Genomic DNA, 17,093 nt, shown 5'->3' with positions numbered 1-17,093 from the left:
GCCCCGGTGGGCGCGGCCGAGGCGCCGCCGCCCGGGCTGACGCGCGGGCCGGTGCGCATCGTCATGGCGGGCGCGCTGCTGACCATGTGCCTCGCCGCGCTGGACCAGAACATCGTGAACACCGCCCTGCCGCGCATGGTGGGCGACCTCGGCGGCATGGCGCATATCTCCTGGGTGGTGACGGCCTTCATGCTGTGCTCCACCGTCACCACGCCGCTTTATGGCAAGCTGTCGGACCTCTACGGCCGGCGGCGGCTGTTCTTTGTGGCGATCCTGCTGTTCCTGGCGGGCTCCTTCGCATCCGGCGCGGCGCAGAGCATGGGGCAGCTCATTGCCTTCCGCGCCTTGCAGGGGCTGGGCGCGGGCGGGCTGCTGGTGCTGGCGCAGGCAGCGGTGGGCGATGTGGTCTCCCCCCGGCAGCGGCCGCGCTACCAGGGGCTCTTCACCGGCACCTTCGCCCTCGCCAGCGTGGCGGGGCCGCTGCTGGGCGGCTTCATCACCGAGGCGCTCTCCTGGCGCTGGGTCTTCTATGTGAACCTGCCGATCGGCGGGCTGGCGCTGGTGCTGATCGCCGCCGGGCTGAAGCCGCAGGGCAACCGCGTGGCGCGGCGCATCGATTATGCCGGTACCGTGCTGCTGGCGGGCGCCACCGCGGCGCTGCTGCTGCTGCTGGCCTGGGGCGGCACCGAGTTCCCCTGGGCCTCGGCCGAGACGGCGGGCATGGCGGCGCTCTGCCTGCTGCTCTTCGCACTGTTCCTGTGGCGGGAGACGAAGGCGGAGGAGCCGCTGATCCGCCTCAGCCTCTTCCGCAACCCGATCTATGCGCGCGGCGTGGCGGTGGGCGGCATGATGGTCTTCGCCATGATGGGCTCCACCGTCTTCCTGCCGCTGTATTTCCAGATGGTGCTGGGCATGACCCCGGCGCGGGCGGGCATGATGCTGCTGCCGCAGGTGGTGGGCATGGTGCTGACCTCGGTGATCGGCGGGCGCATCGTTTCCCGCATCGGGCGCAACAAGCCCTTCCTGGTGGCGGCGCTGGTGCTGGAGGCGGTGGCCCTGGCCAGCCTGGCGCTGCTTGCCTATGTCGCGGCGCCGCCGGCGACCTTCCTGGTCTCCATGGGCCTGCTGGGCCTGGGGATGGGCATGGGCATGCCCAACCTGACCACCGCCGTGCAGAATGCCGTGGCGCATAAGGAACTGGGCGCGGCCACCGGCGCCATGACCTTCGCGCGCTCCCTCGGCGGCGCGGTGGGCGTGGCGACCTCGGGCGCCATCATGGCGCAGCGGCTGCTCTCGGCTTCGCGCGAGGTGGGGGCGGGGGTGGATATGGGCGCCATCACCGAGCACGGCCTCCAGGCCCTGGCGCATCTGGCGCCGGCGCAGCAGGCGGCGGTGGCGGCGGCCTATCGCACCGCGCTGACCGGCTGCTTCCTGCTCAGCGGCGTGGTGATGACGGTGGCGACGGTATTGGTGCTGGGCCTGCCGGAACAGAAGCTGCGCGACCGCATCGAGGAAAAAGCCGCCTGAGCGCGATGCTGGTCTCCCGTGCGGAGGCGTCGGATCATCACAGGATCGTGAGTCTCGATTTGAAGCCTTTAGCGTTCAAGCATTGCCTTGGCAAAGCGCGACAGAACCGTTCATAACGGCAACGAAGTGGTGTTTGTCGAAAATTGCGGGACTTTCGCCGTGTGGGGAGATCATCCGGCGGCGCCGCAATGTGATCGTGTCGGAGGCTCTCTTGAAACGAGACATTCTTCTCCGCCCCAGTCGTGCCGGGTGGTTGTTGATGGGGGTTCTGCTCGCCGCCGGCCCCGCGCTGGCACAGGCACCGGCGGAGCCGGCAAGGTGGCAGGGCTTCGAATATCCCAGCGAAGGCCGTGACCCCGCCGCCGCCGCCCGCGCCGCCATGGCGCCCTGCGGCAAGGGGGCGGTGAGCCAGACATGGCACATGGCCTGCATGCTTGAAGCCGTTTGGGGCCCCCGACACGACCACCTCAACCACCCACCGCCGCACAGCGCTGCCTTCCTCAAGGCCGCCATGTCCGAGGCCGTGGCCCAGACCGCGCGCTACCGTACCCGGGAAAACGAGGTCTATCGGCATCTGGCCCGCAGCTTCGCCCGCTCCGAGCGCCGGGTTTCCTATGCCGCCTTCCTGGATTCCACCAACGAGGCCTTCCGCCGCACCCCGAAGCCGGGGCTGACGATGACGGCGGAACTCACCTCCCAGCCCTGACAGGCCCGGCAGGGCGGCTTGCGCGCCGCCCGCCGCCCGGCTTTCCTGCCGCCGCGCGAAGCGGAGGCGGCGGCATGTCCGTGACAACACGGAAGATCCCTTATTTCAGCCAATGGGAATCCCCCGACCTGACCGCCGCCGTGGTGGCGGAAGGCGCGGCGGCCGCGCTGGCGCGGGACCCGCTCTGGCGGGGCTCGGGCGCGGCCGATCTCGCGGAATATGTCCGCTGGGCGGACCATGTCTGCGGGATGGCCTGCCTCAAGATGATCCTGGCCGCCCGCACCGGCCATGCCCCGCCGACCCTGGAACTGGCGCGCGGCTGCACCGAGGCGGGGGGTTACCTCCCGCAGCCGGATGGCGGCATCAAGGGCCTGATCTACGCGCCCTTCACCCGCTTCGTGGCCGAACGCTTCGGCATGCAGGCCGAGGTGGTGGTGGGCATCGAGGCCGGTGACCTGCCTGGCATCCTGCGTCGTGCCGAGTTCTTCATGGCCTCCGTCCACCCCGCCATCCGCTGGCCGGAGCGTCCGGCACCGGGGCAGGGCGGGCATCTGGTGCTGGTGCACGCGGCTTCACCCGACGCGGTGGTCTTCCACAATCCCTCCGGCCATGACGCGGCGGCGCGGCAGGACGTGGCCCTGCCACCCGAGGTCTTCGACCGCTTCTTCGCCGGGCGGGGCATCGCCATCCATCCCTGACGCCATGCCGTTCCGGCGGCGGCCGGATTGCTTTAAAGCTGCGGGATGACAGACGCAGACCTTCTCGCCCTGGCCACCCGGCTGGCGCGCAGCGCGGCCGAGGCCATCCTCTCGGTGCGGGCGGCCGGCTTCGCGGTGGAACAGAAGACCGACATGAGCCCCGTGACCGCCGCCGACCGGCTGGCCGAGGGCATCATTCTGGAAGGCCTGCGCGCCGCCACACCGGATATTCCCGTGGTGGCGGAGGAGGAATGCTCCGCCGGCGCCATCCCGCGGGTGGGCGGGCGCTTCTGGTCGGTGGACCCGCTGGACGGCACGCGGGAATTCGCGGCGGGGCGGGAGGAATTCACCGTCAATATCGGGCTGGTGGTGGAAGGGCGGCCGCATCTCGGCGCCGTGGCGCTGCCGGCCTTTGGCGAGGTCTTCACGGGCATCGTCGGCCAGGGCGCCTGGAAGCTGGATGCCGGCGGGCAGCGTCCCATCGCCGCCCGCCGCGCGCCGGAGGAAGGCATCACCGTCTTCGCCAGCCGTCATTATGCCGGCGACCCGCGCCTGGCGGAGTTCCTGAAGGGCCGCCGCGTGGCCAAGGTTCACGAGATCGGCTCGGCGGTGAAATTCTGCCGGCTGGCGGAAGGGCTGGGGGACCTCTACCCCCGCTTCGGCCGCACCATGGAATGGGACACGGCGGCGCCCGAGGCAGTGCTGGTGGCCGCCGGCGGCCGCTGCACGGCGATGGATGGCATCACGCCGCTGGCCTATGGCAAGCCGGGCTGGGAAAACCCGCCCTTCCTGTGCCAGGGGCAGGCATGACCGAGCTTCTGACACCCGAGCAACTGCCCCGCGCGGCTGAGCTGCTGCGGGCGGGGGAGCTGGTCGCCTTCCCGACCGAGACGGTTTACGGCCTGGGCGCCGATGCGCGGAATGCCCGCGCCGTGGCGGCGGTCTTCGCCGCCAAGGGCCGGCCCAGCTTCAACCCGCTGATCTCGCATTTCCCCGATGCCGAGGCCGCCTTCGCGGAAGTTGTGGCGGATGAGCGGGCGCGGCATGTCGCCGCCCGCTTCTGGCCGGGGCCGCTGACGCTGGTGCTGCCGCGCCGGCCGGACAGCCGCATCGATGCGCTGACCGGCGCCGGGCTGCCGACGCTGGCGGTGCGGGTGCCGGCGCATCCGCTGGCCCAGGCGCTGCTGCGGGAGGTGGGGGTGCCGGTGGCGGCGCCCTCGGCCAATCGCTCCGGCCAGGTGTCGCCCACCACGGCGGCGCATGTGCTGGCGGGGCTGGAAGGGCGGCTGGCGGCGGTGCTGGATGGCGGGCCCTGCACGGTGGGGCTGGAAAGCACGGTGCTGGACCTCAGCACGCCGGTGGCCACCCTGCTGCGGCCCGGTGGCGTGCCGCGCGAGGCGCTGGAAGCCGCCATCGGCCCCCTGGCCCTGGCAGATGCCACGGGCGGGGAAGCGGCGAGGCCATCGCCCGGCATGCTGCTCTCCCATTACGCGCCCGGCCTGCCGGTGCGGCTGGAGGCACGGGATGTGGCGGCGGATGAGGCGCTGCTGGCCTTCGGCCCGCCGCTGCCGGGGGCGGGCGCGGTCTGGCAACTCAGCGAGAGCGGGGATCTGGTGGAGGCGGCCTCCCGCCTCTTCGCCGGGCTGCGCTGGCTGGATGCGGAAGGCGAGCGGCTGGCGTTGAACGGCATCGCCGCCATGCCGGTGCCGGAACATGGGCTGGGCCTCGCCATCAACGACCGGCTGCGGCGTGCGGCGGCGCCGCGCTAGCAGCGAAACTGATAGGCAGCATCAATAATATTCGGAACTACGTGGGGCGAGGGCTGGCGTTAGCTAGGGGTGTCGCGGGCTGAAGGAGCTACCGTGAAGGACACCACCGCCCCGCCAGCCGCCCTGGCCGCCAGCCCCGCCGGCCGCCATGGCCTCACGCTGGATCTTTCGCTCTTCCTGGTCATGTCGCTGGTCTGGGGCACCACCTGGGTGGGGGCCAAGATCGGCATCACCGCCATGCCGCCCATCTTCTTCGCGGCGCTGCGCTATGTGCTGGTGGCGGCGCTCTTCCTCACCGTCACGCCCGGCGTGCTGGGGCTGCTGCGCGGGCCGCTGGGCGGGCGCGTGCTGCTGACCGGCCTGCTGGTGAATACCGGAACCTATGCGCTGCTGCTCTGGGGCATGCAGCATGTGGCTTCCGGCATCGCCGGGCTGGTCAACCTGACCATGATCGCCGTCGGCCTCTATGCGCTGGCGTTGCTGCGGGGGGAGGAGAAGCCCTCCTGGCGCCATGCCCTGGCGCTGCTGCTGGGCATGGCCGGGCTCGGCGCGCTGTTCTTCGACCGCATGGGGCTGCAGGGCGGCGCGCTGGAACTCTGGGGCCTGCTGGCCATCATCCTGGGTAGCTTCTGCTATTGCCTGGGTTCGGTGCTGTCGCGGCCGCTGCTGGACCATGCCAGCGCCTTCCAGTTGACCGGCGCCCAGGCGGTGACGGGCGGCGCCGGGCTGGTGGCGCTGACCCTGGCGCTGGAGCCGGTCTCGCTCGGCAGCCTCGCGGTCCTGGGGCAGCCGCGGGTGCTGGCCTGCCTGGGCTTCATGGTGATCTTCGGCACCTTCGTGGCCTATACGATCTATCTGCGGCTGATGCGGAACTGGGGCTCGGCCCGGGCGGGGCTCTATGCCTTCGTCTCTCCGGTGGTGGCGCTGCTGCTGGGGGCGCTGGTCTTCGGGGAGGAACTGGGCATCCGGCAGGTGCTGGGCGCGGCGCTGATGCTTTCGGCGGCGGCCATGGCGGTGCGGCGGTAAAGGCTCCGCCGGCGCCACGCGCCCGCCGGGTTTCTGCCCCGGGTGGCGGAAAGAGCGCAACCTGAGCCGCCCCGGTCCGTTGGCCGGTCATGTTGACTGCGGTGCGGCCGGTTCAAAGCCTTCTGATCTCCATCTTCATCCTGATGGCCGGCGGCGGCTTCATGCCCAGCCTGGTCAGCCTGCGGCTGGAGGGGGCGGGGGCGGGCGCGCCGCTGATCGGCCTGGTCGGCTCCGCCTATTTCCTCGGGCTCACGCTGGGCTCGCTGCTGGCGGCGGGGGTGATCCGCCGCGTCGGGCATATCCGCGCCTTTGCCTGCTTCGTTTCGCTGCTCTCGGCCAGCACCCTGGCCTATGCGCTGTATCAGTCGGTGCCGCTCTGGGCGGCGCTGCGGCTGATCGACGGCTTCTGCATCGCCGGCGTCTATGTGTGCCTGGAAAGCTGGCTGAACGACCGCGCGGAGCCATCCCAGCGCGGCTCCGTGCTCGCCGCCTACATGATCGCGCTTTATGCCGGGCAGGGGCTGGGGCAGTTCCTGCTGAACCTCGGGCAGGACAACCCGCTGCTGCCCTTCCTGCTGGCTTCCATCCTGCTCTCCATCGCCGTGCTGCCGATCTCGCTGACCCGCTCCGCCAGCCCGGTGCTGGGGGATTTCCAGGCCATGCCGATGCGCAGCCTCTACGCGGCCTCGCCGCTGGGCATGGTGGGGGCGGCGGTCACGGGGCTGATGCTGGGCGCCTTCTATGGTCTGGGCGCGGTGCATGCGCAGCGCATCGGCCTCGACCTCGCCGGCACCGCCACCTTCATGAGCGCGGTGATCCTGGGCGGCGTCACGCTGCAATGGCCGCTGGGCTGGCTCTCGGACCGCTTCGACCGGCGGACGGTGATCCTCGGCGTTTTCACCGGCGCCGCGCTGGTGGCGCTGGCCATCATGCTGCTGGGGCAGCCGGGCGTGCTGCTACCGGCGCTGGGCTGCCTCTTCGGCGGGCTGAGCTTCGCGCTCTATCCCCTCTGCGTCGCCCATACCCATGACCGCCTGACCAATGCCCAGCGCGTGGGCGCCAGCGCCGGGCTGGTGCTGGTTTATTCGGCCGGCGCGGCGGTGGGGCCCATGGCGGGTGCGGCCAGCATGGCGCTGCTGGGTTCCGCCGGCCTCTACCTCTTCATCGCCATCTGCGCGGCCGCCACGGTGAGCTTCGGCCTTTGGCGGCTGGTGGCGCGTCCGGCGCCGCCGGGCGAACTGCAGCAATCCTACCAGCCCCTGCCGCATACCACGCCGATGTCGGCTGGGCTCGACCCCCTCTCGGAGGAGAATTCGTGAGCCTGTGAGGCTCGGCACCGCGCGCGTGCTCAACAGCAACAGGAGGAACAGGATATGCGGGACCAGGACAGAAAAGGGCGCGCGGCGGAACCCGAACAAGGCGTGCTGAGGCGGGCGGTGGCTGCCTCGGCGGTCGGCAATGCCACGGAATGGTTCGACTACGGCATCTATGCCTATGGCGTTGTCTATATCTCCAGCGCCCTCTTTCCCGGAGAGGCGGCGGAGGCGACGCTCTTCGCGCTGGCCACCTTCGCCATTTCCTTTCTGGTGCGGCCGCTGGGTGGCTTCTTCTGGGGGCCGCTGGGGGACCGGCTGGGGCGCAAGTCGGTGCTGGCCATCACCATCCTGATGATGGCGGGCGCCACCTTCTGCGTCGGGCTGATCCCGTCCTATGACAGCATCGGGCTCTGGGCCACGGGCATCCTGATCGTGCTGCGGATGATCCAGGGCTTTTCCACGGGCGGTGAATACGGCGGCGCGGCCACCTTCATGGCCGAATACGCGCCCGACAAGCACCGCGGATTCTACGGCAGCTTTCTGGAAGTGGGCACGCTGGCAGGCTTTTCCTTCGGCGCGCTGCTGATGCTGGGCTTCTCCCTGCTGCTGGGGGACGAGGCCATGCACGACTGGGGCTGGCGCCTGCCCTTCCTGATCGCGGGGCCGATGGGGCTGATCGGCATGTATCTGCGCTCCAGGATGGAGGATACGCCGGTCTTCCAGGAGATGGAGGCGGCCGAGGGCGGCCCCTCCACCGGGCTCGGCACGCTGCTGCGCGATTACTGGAAGCCGCTGCTGGTGATGAGCGGGCTGGTGGTCGCGCTGAATGTCGTGAACTACACGCTGCTCAGCTACATGCCGACCTATCTGGAGCGCCGGCTGGGGCTCTCGACGCAGCAGGCGCTGTTCGTGCCCATCATCGGCATGCTCTTCATGATGGTGCTGCTGCCCTTCGCGGGCGCGCTGTCGGACCGCTGGGGGCGCAAGCCAATGTGGTGGTTCTCGCTGGTCGGGCTCTTCGTGCTGGTGATCCCGCTCTATCACCTGATGGAGGCGAGCTTCGCCGGCGCCATCCTCGGCTTCGCTGCGCTGGGCCTGCTCTATGCGCCGCAGCTGGCGACCATTTCAGCCACCTTCCCGGCGATGTTCCCGACGGCGGTGCGCTTCGCGGGCTTCGCCGTCGCCTATAATGTCTCCACCTCGCTCTTCGGCGGCACGGCGCCGATGGTGAATTCCTGGCTGATCGAGCAAACGGGCAACCCCATCATCCCGGCCTACTACATGATGGGGGCCTGCCTTGTCGGCATGGTGGCGCTGGTTTTCCTGGTCGAGACCGCCGGGCAGTCGCTGCGCGGCGCGCAGGCTCCTGGCAAGGCGGCCAGGGCCGGCACGGGCTGCGCGCAGCCACGGCCGAGCCTGGGCTGAGCAGGGCGGCGGCGCCGGAGGCCCGGCGCCCCTGGCTGAAGCGCATCCCGCCGCCTCGCTTGCCGTTATGCGGTTATGGAACAGGCGACGCTTCCCGACTCGCTGACGACGCTGGAGTTGTTGCTGCGCCTCAGCGGCGCCACGCTGCTGGGCATGGCCCTGGGCCTGGACCGGGAGTTGCGCGGCTTCTCGGCCGGCATCCGCACCCATGGCATGCTGTCCCTGGCCGCCGCCATGGTGGTGATCTCCGGCATGATGCTGCACCACGCGGTGCGCGATGCCGGCGGCGATGCCGACCCGCTGCGCACGGTGCAGGGGCTGTACCAGGCGCTGGGCTTCATCGGTGCCGGGCTGGTCTTCACGCGGCGGGGCGGCGTGCACAACCTGACCAGCGCCGGCAGCATCATCCTGGCCGTGGCCATCGGCATCGCCGGCGGGCTGGGGCAATGGGCGCTGGCCGGCATCGCGACGGGGCTGGGGCTTTGCGTGCTGTCGCTGGTGCGGGTGGCCGAACGCTGGCTGCCCGGCAGCGGCAAGGCGCGGGAAGATTGAAATTTCCCCTTGGTGGCGCCATATTGCCGTCCATGTTCCGCGCCACCGCCCATCCGCTGCCGCAGCAAAACCGCCGCAACCCGGCGGCGATGGCGCGCGCGACCGGGGCGGAGCAGGGCTAGGCCCTTCCGCCCTTCAGCACGAGTGCCAGGACCCGCCGTTCTTCCGGCGGGGTCCCTGGCAGGTATCGGCCTCCCGCCGTGTTTCCCCACCGCAGGAGGATATCGTGAGCTTCACCCGTGATGATGAATTGCGCCGGATCGCCGAGGGCGTGATGGCGCGCAGCCTGCCCAAGTCAGCCTGGACCCATGCCGCGCATGTGGGTGCCGCCGTCTGGATCATCGCCCGTTGCCCGGAACTGGTGCCGGAGCGGGACATGCCCCGGCTGATCCGCGCCTATAACGAGGCCAGCGGCACGCCCAACACCGATACCGGCGGCTACCACGAGACCATCACCCTGGCCTCGCTCCGCGCCGCCGCCTTCTTCCTGGCTGGTTGCCCCGCCGGCTTGCCGCTGCATGCCGCCTGCAACGCGCTGCTGGAGAGCCCGCTGGGCCGGCGGGACTGGATGCTGGCGCATTGGTCGCGGGAGCGGCTGTTTTCCGTGCCCGCGCGACGCGGCTGGGTGGAACCCGACGTGGCGCCGCTGCCTTTCTGAAAGCTCGAAGAGAAAGATGGGGGCCCGGGGGAATTCCTTCCCCCGGCCTTTCCTTTTACGCCGCGTCCCGCTGCCGGATGCCCATTTCGTCCAGCGTCTCGGCGATGGCGCGCAGGGCGAAGCGGATATCCTCCGCGTGGATGTCGCCGATGCAGCCGATGCGCATGGTCGGCGCTGGCGTGTTGTAGAAGTTGCTGATCAGCACGCCACGCTTCTTCAGGGCCTCGACAAATTCCATCAGCGTGAAGCGCGGGTCGGCGGGCTGGTGGACCGTGACGATGATGGGCCCCTGGTGTTCCCAGTCCAGGTAGGGCTTCAGGCCCAGGGCGCGGATGCCTTCGTGCAGCAGGCGGGCATTCTCGCGGTAGCGGGCGTGGCGGGCGGGCTGGCCGCCCTCGGCCTCGAAGAATTCCAGCGCCTTGCCGAAGGCATGCAGCGCCTGCACCGGCGGCGTGAAGCGGAAGGAGCCCCAGCCGGCGCGCAGCGCCGTGGCATAGATGTCCGACAGGTCGAAGGACCAGGAGCCCGCGTTGCCGGCGCAGGCGGTGACGCGGTCGATCGGGCAGACGGCGAAGCCGATGCCGGGCAGGCCCTCGATGCATTTGTTGGAGGTGAAGACCACCGCGTCCACTTCCGGCTGCACCTTCAGGTCGAAGGGCAGGGCGCCGAAGGCGGAGACGGCATCCACGATCATCCGCCGCCCCGCCGCGCGCACGGCGGCGCCGACGCCGGGCACGTCGTTGACGATGCCGCTGCCGGTCTCGGAATACACGATGCCGACATGGCTGATGGCGGGATCGGCGGCCAGGGCTTCCGCCACCTCGGCGGGGGTGACGCTGCGGTGGTCGGGCACCGCCAGCGGCACCACCACGCGGCCGGCTTCCCGTGCCAGGCGGGCCATGCGGTCGGCATAGGTGCCGTTCATCACCAGCAGCAGCTTGGCCCCGGCGGGCACGAAGGTGCGGATGGCGGCTTCCGTGATGAAATGGCCGGCGCCCTGCAGCGGCAGACAGGCGTGCTGGCCGGCGATGCCGCCGGCGAGGTCCCGCACCTTGTCCCGGATGCCGGCATATTCCGGCATGAAGTCACGGTCCCAGGGGGCGATGTCCACGGCCATGGCCGCCCGCACTTCGGGACGGGTTTGCACGGGGCCGGGGATGAGCAGCAGCATGGCGGATCCTGTCTGTCAGGCGGGTGAGCCTCCAAGCTGCACGCGGGCGCGCGGGAAGGAAAGCCCTGGCGGCGCATACTCGACAGCGGGGCCGATCCCGGCCAGCCTGCGCCCTCCGACTTTGCCTGGACTATCGCCCCCATGCCGCTCTGGATCGCCGCCACCCTGTCCGCCGCCTTGTTCCAGACCTGGCGGACCGCCTTGCAGCAGCGGCTCCGGGGGCAGCTTTCGGTGAATGGCGCGGGGGTGGTGCGCTACCTCTACGGCATTCCCTTCGGGCTGATCCTGCTGGGTGGCTATTGCCTGCTGATCGGGGATGCGCCGCCGGCGATCCTCGGCTGGGGCTTCCTGCTCTATGCCGCCCTGGGCGGGCTGACGCAGATCATTGGCACCAACCTGCTGATCATGTCCTTCGGGCCACGCGGCTTCGCGGTGGGCACGGCCTATTCCAAGACCGAGGCGGTGCAGGGCGCCATCCTGGCCCTGGTGCTGCTGGGGGAGCGGATTTCCCTGCTCTCCACGCTCGGCATCGTGGTGGGGGTCTGCGGGGTGCTCTACCTCTCGCTGGCGGGGCGGAACATGACAGGGCGGGAGCTGCTGCGGGCCACGGTGCAGCCGGCGGCGCTCTGCGGCTTCGGCGCCGGCACGGGCTTCGCGGTGACGGCCATCTTCATCAAATCCGCCAATCTGGAACTCGACCATCCGGACGCGGTGCTGCGCGCCATCACCACGCTCTGCGTCGCCAATGCCATGCAGACGGTGATGCAGGGCGCCTGGCTGGCCTGGAAGGAGCCGGAGCAGTTCCGCGCCGTCTTCCGCACCTGGCGCGACAGCTTTCCGGTGGGCGCGCTCTCGGCCTGCGGCTCGGCCTGCTGGTTCACCGGCTTCGCCCTGGCGCCGGTGGCCATGGTGCGCGCCGTGGGGCAGACCGAGATTTTGTTCACGCTGCTCTTCAGCCGCTTCTACCTGAAGGAAAGCCTGAAGCGGCAGGAGGTGCTGGGCGCCCTCGGCATCGTGGCGGGCGTGGTGCTGGTGCTGCTGGGGCGATGAGGCGGTAACAACGGGGCGCGGCGGGGGTGGTTTCGGCCCGGAGCGGGTTCCACATGGATGTCACCGCCGGGTCATCCGACTGTCACGCGCGGCGCCTATACGGCCGGGCAAGGCAAAGGGCATTCGATGCTGCAGCTTGAGGGTCTCACGCGCCGCTTCGGCGCCAATACCGCGGTGGATGGGGTCAGCCTTTCCGTGCCGGCGGGGCAGATGGTCGGTGTCATCGGTCGTTCCGGCGCGGGTAAGTCCACGCTGCTGCGCATGGTCAACCGCCTGACCGAGCCCAGCAGCGGCCGCATCATCCACGATGGCACCGAGGTCACGGCGCTCCGTGGCCAGGAGCTGCGGGACTGGCGCACCGATTGCGCCATGATCTTCCAGCAGTTCAACCTGGTGCAGCGGCTGGATGTGCTGACCAATGTGCTGGTGGGGCGGCTGAACCACCGGCGCGGCTTCGGCGCCACGGTCGCCACGCTGTTCAAGCGCTTCTCGGCCGCCGAGCGGGCCATGGCGCTCTCCGCCCTGGCGCGCTTCGACCTGGCGGACCAGGCCTTGCAGCGCGCCGATACGCTTTCGGGCGGGCAGCAGCAGCGGGTGGCCATCGCCCGCGCGCTGATGCAGCAGCCCAAGCTGATCCTGGCCGACGAGCCTATCGCCAGCCTGGACCCGCGCAACGCCCAGGTGGTGATGGAGGCGCTGCGCGACGTGAACAAGCGCGACGGCATCACCGTGCTCTGCAACCTGCACCACCTGGAGACGGCGCGGCATTACTGCGACCGGATCGTTGCGATGCAGAAGGGGCGCGTGATGTTCGATGGCGCCCCCGCCGCGCTGACCGCCGCGCGCATCCGGGACATCTACGGCGTCTCGGAAGACGAGTTCGACGCGGCGCCGGAGATGACCGCGCCCGCCCTGGCCCCGGTGAGGGAAGCCGCCTTGCCGGCCTGATTGCCGCGCCCGCCGCCGGCGGGCCGCGAAACCCTGGAGAGTGTCCGATGATCACGCGCCGTTCCCTGGCCGCCTTCGCGGCCGGTTCCTTGCTGCTGCCCGCATCCCTGCGCGCGCAGGATGCCGCCGCCGTCGCCATGCCCGCCGCTGGCGAGCGCCCCTGGGCGAAGGATGTGCCGCAGATCCGCCTCGGCCTGCTGGGCGGCGAGAACGAGGCCGACCGCCTCGGCCGCTACGGCGACTACGCCAAGCTGATCGAGAGCACCTTCAAGGTGCCGGCGCGCCTCTACCCCGCCGCCGATTATGCCGGCGTGATGCAGGCCTTCGCGGCGAAGCAGATCGAGGCTTCCTCCATGGGCGCCTCCGGCTATGCCGGCACCTGGCTGGACACCAATGGTGGCGTGGAGCCGCTGGTGGTGCCGCGCGAGCAGGATGGCTCCATCGCCTATGTCTCCGTGCTGATCGTGCGCCGCGACAGCGGCATCACCAGCCTGGATCAGATGCGCGGCAAGTCGCTGGCCTGGGCCGACCCGAATTCCACCTCGGGCTATCTGATCCCGCGCTCAGAGCTGCGTGGCGCCGGCATCGACATCAACAACTACTTCTCCCGCACCGGCTTCGCCGGCGGGCATGAGCAGGCGGTGGTGGCGGTGCAGCAGGGCCAGTATGACGGCGCCGTCACCTGGGCCTCCGGCCTGGGCGACGAGGCCGAGGGCTACAGCCGCGGCAACCTGCGCTCCATGGTGGAGAAGGGGATGCTGAAGATGAGCGACATGCGCCTCATCTGGAAGTCCCGCCCCATCCCCAATGGCCCGCTGGTGGTGCGCAGCGACCTGCCGGCCGCCTTCAAGGCCGACTTCAAGCAGTTCCACCTGGCGCTGCCGACCGCCCACCCCGCCATCTACGAGCAGATCGAGAAGGGTGGCGGGAAGGGCTATGCCGAGGTGACGCACGAGATGTTCGACCCCATCGTGCAGCTGCGGCGCGAGGAAGCGGCCGAGCGGCGCCGCCGTTCGTGAGGCCGGTGGCGCGGGCGGCATGACAGCCGCCTGCGCCGCCGCGCTGGTCGCGGGGCGGTGACGGGGCTTAGTCTTGCCGCCCCGCGCCTTCCGCGCCGCTCCGAAAGTGTAGCTTCCGATGCCCGTGAATCGCCGCCAGATCCTCTCCCTCGCCGCCAGCGCCACGCTGCTGCCAGCCCTTGGCCATGCCCAGGGCGGCACGCCGCGCCTGCGACGCAGCGCCGATGCCGATGTCGCCTTTCCGCAGCCCGGCCGCCGCGCCTGGGCGGAGCAGGTGCGGCACCTGAACATCGCCCTGATGGGCGGCGAGAACGAGGCCGACCGGCTGGCGCGCTTCGAGGGCTACCGCGCGCTGATGCAGGAGACCTTCGGCATTCCCGTCCGCACCCTGCCGGCCAGCGACTATGCCGGCGCCATCCAGGCCTTCGATGCCAAGCAGGTGGAGATCGCCTCGCTCGGCTCCACCGCCTATGCCGCCGCCTGGATGGAAACCAAGGGCGGCGTCGAGCCGCTGGTGGTGCCGGAGGAAGATGACGGTTCCATCTACTACCGCGCCGTGATGGTGGCGCGGGCCGATAGCGGCATCGCGGACCTCGCCGGCATGAAGGGGCATTCCCTGGCCTGGGCGGACCCCAATTCCTCCTCCGGCTATCTGGTGCCGCGCACGGCGCTGCGGCGGCAGGGGATCGACGTGAACAGCTATTTCTCCCGCACCGGCTTCGCGGGCGGGCATGAGCAGGGCGTGGTGGCGGTGCTGCAGAAGCAATACGACGCCGCCTGCACCTGGGCCTCCGGCCTGGGCGACGAGAGCACCGGCTTCACCCGCGGCAACCTGCGCGCGATGGTGGAGAAGGGGATGCTGAAGATGAGCGATATCCGCGTCATCTGGACCTCCGAGCCCATTGCCACCGGCCCCATCACCGTGCGCGCCGATCTGCCGGCGGAGGCCAAGGAAGACCTGAAGCTGTTCTTCCTGGCGCTGCCCAAGGCGCATCCGGACATCTACCAGCAGATCACCCGTGGCCCCGGCACCGGTTACCGCGAGGGCCGGCACGAGGACTACGAGATCTTCATCGAAATGCGACGCGAGGAGGCGGCGGCACGGCGCCGCCGGGACTAAAACGCATGAGCCCAGCCCCATGAGCGCGACCACCGCCGACCCCGCCCTGCTGGCGCGGGGCGAGGCCGCCTTCCAGGCCCAGCGCCGGCAACGCCGGCGGGCCACGCTGACGGGGCTGGCCATCCTTGCCCTCTGCCTCTGGGCGGCGGGCTGGATGAGCGAATTCTACCCATCCTCGCTGGCGGCGGGCCTGCCGCGCGTGGGCGAGTATTTTTATAAGTTGTTGCCTTCGCTGCGCTGGGCAACGCTCTTCTCCGGCACGGATACGGAAGGCAGCATCGCCTTCTGGTTCTACCGGCTGGACGATTGGGCCTGGCTGCTGCTGCAGACTTCGCAAATGGCGGCGCTGGCGACATTGGCCGGCGCGGCGGTGGCGCTGCTGCTGGCCTTTCCCGCCGCGCGCAACATCGCGCCCACGCGCACGGTCAATGTGCTGACGCGGCGCGGGCTGGAGGCGATGCGCACGGTGCCGGAGATCGTCTATGCGTTGATCTTCGTCTGGGCCTTCGGCGTTGGGCCGCTGGCAGGCATCCTGGCGATCTTCATCCACACTGCTGGCGCCTTGGGAAAACTGTTTTCCGAGGTGGTGGAGAATGCCGACCTGCGCCCCTGGGAAGGGCTGCGCGCTTCCGGCGCCAATTGGGCGCAGGCTTGCCGCTACGCCATCCTGCCGCAGGTGGCGCCCAATCTCATCAGCTACGGACTGCTGCGTTTCGAAATCAATGTGCGTGGTGCCAGCGTCATCGGTTTTGTCGGCGCCGGCGGCATCGGGCAGGAGCTGAACCTGGTGATCGCTTCCAATTATTATGAGGAAATCAGCGCCATCGTGGTGCTGATCATCCTCAGCGTCTTTGCCATCGACTACCTCTCCGAGAAGCTGCGCCACCGCGTCATCGGCGCGGCGGAGGGCCATTGATGCGCCCCGCTGGCATGACCGCCGAGGAGATCGCGCAGTGGCACTCCAAGCTGCCGCGCGCCTTCGGCCCCACGGGTGGCACGCGGCTGCTGCGCTGGCTGCTGGGCGCCGCCTTCATCCTCTGGCTGGGCACGCTGCTGTGGTGGTTCGACATCACGCCGCGCCGGCTTTGGAACGGGCTCTCGGGCCTCGCCACCATCGTCCGGCTGATGATCCCGCCCAGCCCCGGCGAATTGTGGTGGGACATCATGAAGGGCATGGCGGAAAGTGTCGCCATGGCCTTCCTGGGCACGGTGATGGCGGCACTGGTGGCGGTGCCGCTGGGCTTCCTGGGCGCGCGCAACATCGTCACCGTCACGCTGCTGCGCTTCTCGGTGCGGCGCTTCTTCGACGGTGTGCGCGGCGTGGACCAGTTGATTTGGGCACTGGCCTATGTGCGCGCGGTGGGGCTGGGGCCGCTGGCGGGCGTGCTGGCCATCTTCACCAGCGATACCGCCGTGCTGGCCAAACTTTATGCCGAGGCCATCGAGAATGCCGAGAAGCGGCAGAGCGAGGGCATCGTCGCCGCCGGTGGCAGCCGCTTGCAGGCCATCCGCTTCGGCGTGCTGCCGCAGGTGCTGCCGGTGATGCTGGCGCAGGCTTTGTATTTCTTCGAGAGCAACACACGCTCCGCCGCCATTCTGGGCGTGGTGGGCGCGGGCGGCATCGGCTTGCAGATCGCCGAACGCATCAAGGTGCGCCACTGGGACGAAGTGGCCTTCATCATCCTGATGATGGTGGTGACAGTGGGGGTGATCGACTGGCTCTCGGCCAGGGTCCGGCGGCGGATGATCGGCATCCGCGAAACGCCGGTCGGGTGAGCGGCAGCGCCACGCCCTTGCAAAACCGGCACCGCATGGCGCGGTGCCGGATGGGATTCAGGCGGCGTCCTCGCGGCGGTCGCGCACCTTCACATAAGCCACGGCGGCATGCTCGGGGCAGTAGGGCTTCCCGGTCATCGCATCGCCGGTGCAGAAACGGAAATCCGGTGTTCCTGGCTCGCCAATTGGCCAGCAGCAGGTGCGGGCGCCGCTGCGCGGGAAGGGGCGCACCACGGCGTTGGGAACCGGCATCGGCTTGCGTGCCGGCGGTGCCACCGGAGCGGCCGGGCGCGGTGCCGGAGCGGGCGCGGGGCGCGCAACGGCAACAGGCG

General features: G+C 70.1%; 18 protein-coding genes. 16 read left to right on the top strand and 2 right to left on the bottom strand.

Going from position 1 to position 17,093, the window contains the following annotated elements:
- The 10 genes from IBL25_RS17200 to IBL25_RS17155 all read left to right on the top strand — a co-directional run.
- The coding region (locus IBL25_RS17200; protein WP_275296016.1) for an MDR family MFS transporter at nt 1-1,527 on the top strand (1,527 nt) is incomplete at its 5' end.
- 259 nt (nt 1,528-1,786) lie between these two features.
- Nucleotides 1,787-2,233 carry a hypothetical protein gene (locus IBL25_RS17195; protein WP_187779768.1) on the top strand — a complete coding sequence of 149 codons (447 nt, stop codon included), beginning with the start codon at nt 1,787-1,789 and terminating at the stop codon, nt 2,231-2,233.
- Between the two features lie 74 nt (nt 2,234-2,307).
- On the top strand, nt 2,308-2,931 hold the full coding sequence (locus IBL25_RS17190) for a hypothetical protein (protein WP_187779767.1): 624 nt from the start codon (nt 2,308-2,310) through the stop codon (nt 2,929-2,931).
- A 45-nt stretch (nt 2,932-2,976) separates the two neighbouring features.
- Nucleotides 2,977-3,741, top strand: a complete 765-nt coding sequence (gene cysQ, locus IBL25_RS17185; protein ID WP_187779766.1) for a 3'(2'),5'-bisphosphate nucleotidase CysQ — start codon at nt 2,977-2,979, stop codon at nt 3,739-3,741.
- Nucleotides 3,738-4,700: an L-threonylcarbamoyladenylate synthase gene (locus IBL25_RS17180; RefSeq protein ID WP_187779765.1), complete on the top strand. Its 963-nt coding sequence runs from the start codon at nt 3,738-3,740 to the stop codon at nt 4,698-4,700. The genes cysQ and IBL25_RS17180 overlap by 4 nt, the downstream gene beginning before the upstream one ends.
- 93 nt (nt 4,701-4,793) lie before the next feature.
- The gene (locus IBL25_RS17175) at nt 4,794-5,726 is read left to right on the top strand and encodes a DMT family transporter (RefSeq protein ID WP_187779764.1); all 933 of its coding nucleotides are present in this window, start codon (nt 4,794-4,796) and stop codon (nt 5,724-5,726) included.
- An 89-nt stretch (nt 5,727-5,815) separates the two neighbouring features.
- Complete coding sequence (locus IBL25_RS17170) at nt 5,816-7,045, top strand: MFS transporter (protein WP_187779763.1); 1,230 nt, start codon at nt 5,816-5,818, stop codon at nt 7,043-7,045.
- 54 nt (nt 7,046-7,099) lie between these two features.
- Nucleotides 7,100-8,467, top strand: a complete 1,368-nt coding sequence (locus IBL25_RS17165) for an MFS transporter (RefSeq protein ID WP_187779762.1) — start codon at nt 7,100-7,102, stop codon at nt 8,465-8,467.
- A gap of 75 nt (nt 8,468-8,542) precedes the next feature.
- On the top strand, nt 8,543-9,019 hold the full coding sequence (locus IBL25_RS17160) for an MgtC/SapB family protein (RefSeq protein WP_187779761.1): 477 nt from the start codon (nt 8,543-8,545) through the stop codon (nt 9,017-9,019).
- A gap of 226 nt (nt 9,020-9,245) precedes the next feature.
- Complete coding sequence (locus tag IBL25_RS17155; RefSeq protein WP_239418751.1) at nt 9,246-9,677, top strand: hypothetical protein; 432 nt, start codon at nt 9,246-9,248, stop codon at nt 9,675-9,677.
- Nucleotides 9,678-9,732: 55 nt separating this feature from the next.
- Here IBL25_RS17155 and IBL25_RS17150 read toward each other — a convergent pair whose 3' ends face one another.
- Nucleotides 9,733-10,848 (bottom strand): 2-aminoethylphosphonate--pyruvate transaminase, encoded by a 1,116-nt coding sequence (locus IBL25_RS17150; RefSeq protein WP_187779760.1) that lies wholly within the window; start codon nt 10,846-10,848, stop codon nt 9,733-9,735.
- Between the two features lie 141 nt (nt 10,849-10,989).
- Between IBL25_RS17150 and IBL25_RS17145 the strand changes: the two genes are divergently transcribed.
- The 6 genes from IBL25_RS17145 to phnE (IBL25_RS17120) all read left to right on the top strand — a co-directional run bounded on the left by IBL25_RS17145 (nt 10,990) and on the right by phnE (IBL25_RS17120) (nt 16,761).
- On the top strand, nt 10,990-11,898 hold the full coding sequence (locus IBL25_RS17145; protein ID WP_187779759.1) for a DMT family transporter: 909 nt from the start codon (nt 10,990-10,992) through the stop codon (nt 11,896-11,898).
- A gap of 126 nt (nt 11,899-12,024) precedes the next feature.
- Nucleotides 12,025-12,846 (top strand): phosphonate ABC transporter ATP-binding protein, encoded by an 822-nt coding sequence (phnC, locus tag IBL25_RS17140; RefSeq protein ID WP_187779758.1) that lies wholly within the window; start codon nt 12,025-12,027, stop codon nt 12,844-12,846.
- Nucleotides 12,847-12,893: 47 nt separating this feature from the next.
- On the top strand, nt 12,894-13,865 hold the full coding sequence (gene phnD, locus IBL25_RS17135; RefSeq protein ID WP_187779757.1) for a phosphate/phosphite/phosphonate ABC transporter substrate-binding protein: 972 nt from the start codon (nt 12,894-12,896) through the stop codon (nt 13,863-13,865).
- Nucleotides 13,866-13,983: 118 nt separating this feature from the next.
- Complete coding sequence (gene phnD, locus IBL25_RS17130) at nt 13,984-14,985, top strand: phosphate/phosphite/phosphonate ABC transporter substrate-binding protein (protein ID WP_187779756.1); 1,002 nt, start codon at nt 13,984-13,986, stop codon at nt 14,983-14,985.
- A gap of 19 nt (nt 14,986-15,004) precedes the next feature.
- A complete protein-coding gene (phnE, locus tag IBL25_RS17125) occupies nt 15,005-15,901 on the top strand; it encodes a phosphonate ABC transporter, permease protein PhnE (RefSeq protein WP_187779755.1) in 897 nt (298 codons plus the stop codon).
- Nucleotides 15,901-16,761, top strand: coding sequence for a phosphonate ABC transporter, permease protein PhnE (phnE, locus tag IBL25_RS17120; RefSeq protein ID WP_187779754.1), 861 nt, complete (start codon nt 15,901-15,903; stop codon nt 16,759-16,761). The genes phnE (IBL25_RS17125) and phnE (IBL25_RS17120) overlap by 1 nt, the downstream gene beginning before the upstream one ends.
- Before the next feature lie 57 nt (nt 16,762-16,818).
- Here phnE (IBL25_RS17120) and IBL25_RS17115 read toward each other — a convergent pair.
- Nucleotides 16,819-17,093: GcrA family cell cycle regulator (locus IBL25_RS17115; RefSeq protein ID WP_238940500.1), on the bottom strand; the 275-nt coding region annotated here is incomplete at its 5' end.

It is taken from the genome of Pseudoroseomonas ludipueritiae, assembly GCF_014490445.1.
Taxonomy (GTDB): Bacteria; Pseudomonadota; Alphaproteobacteria; order Acetobacterales; family Acetobacteraceae; genus Pseudoroseomonas; species Pseudoroseomonas ludipueritiae.
This window is presented reverse-complemented; position numbering and strand designations above follow the sequence as displayed.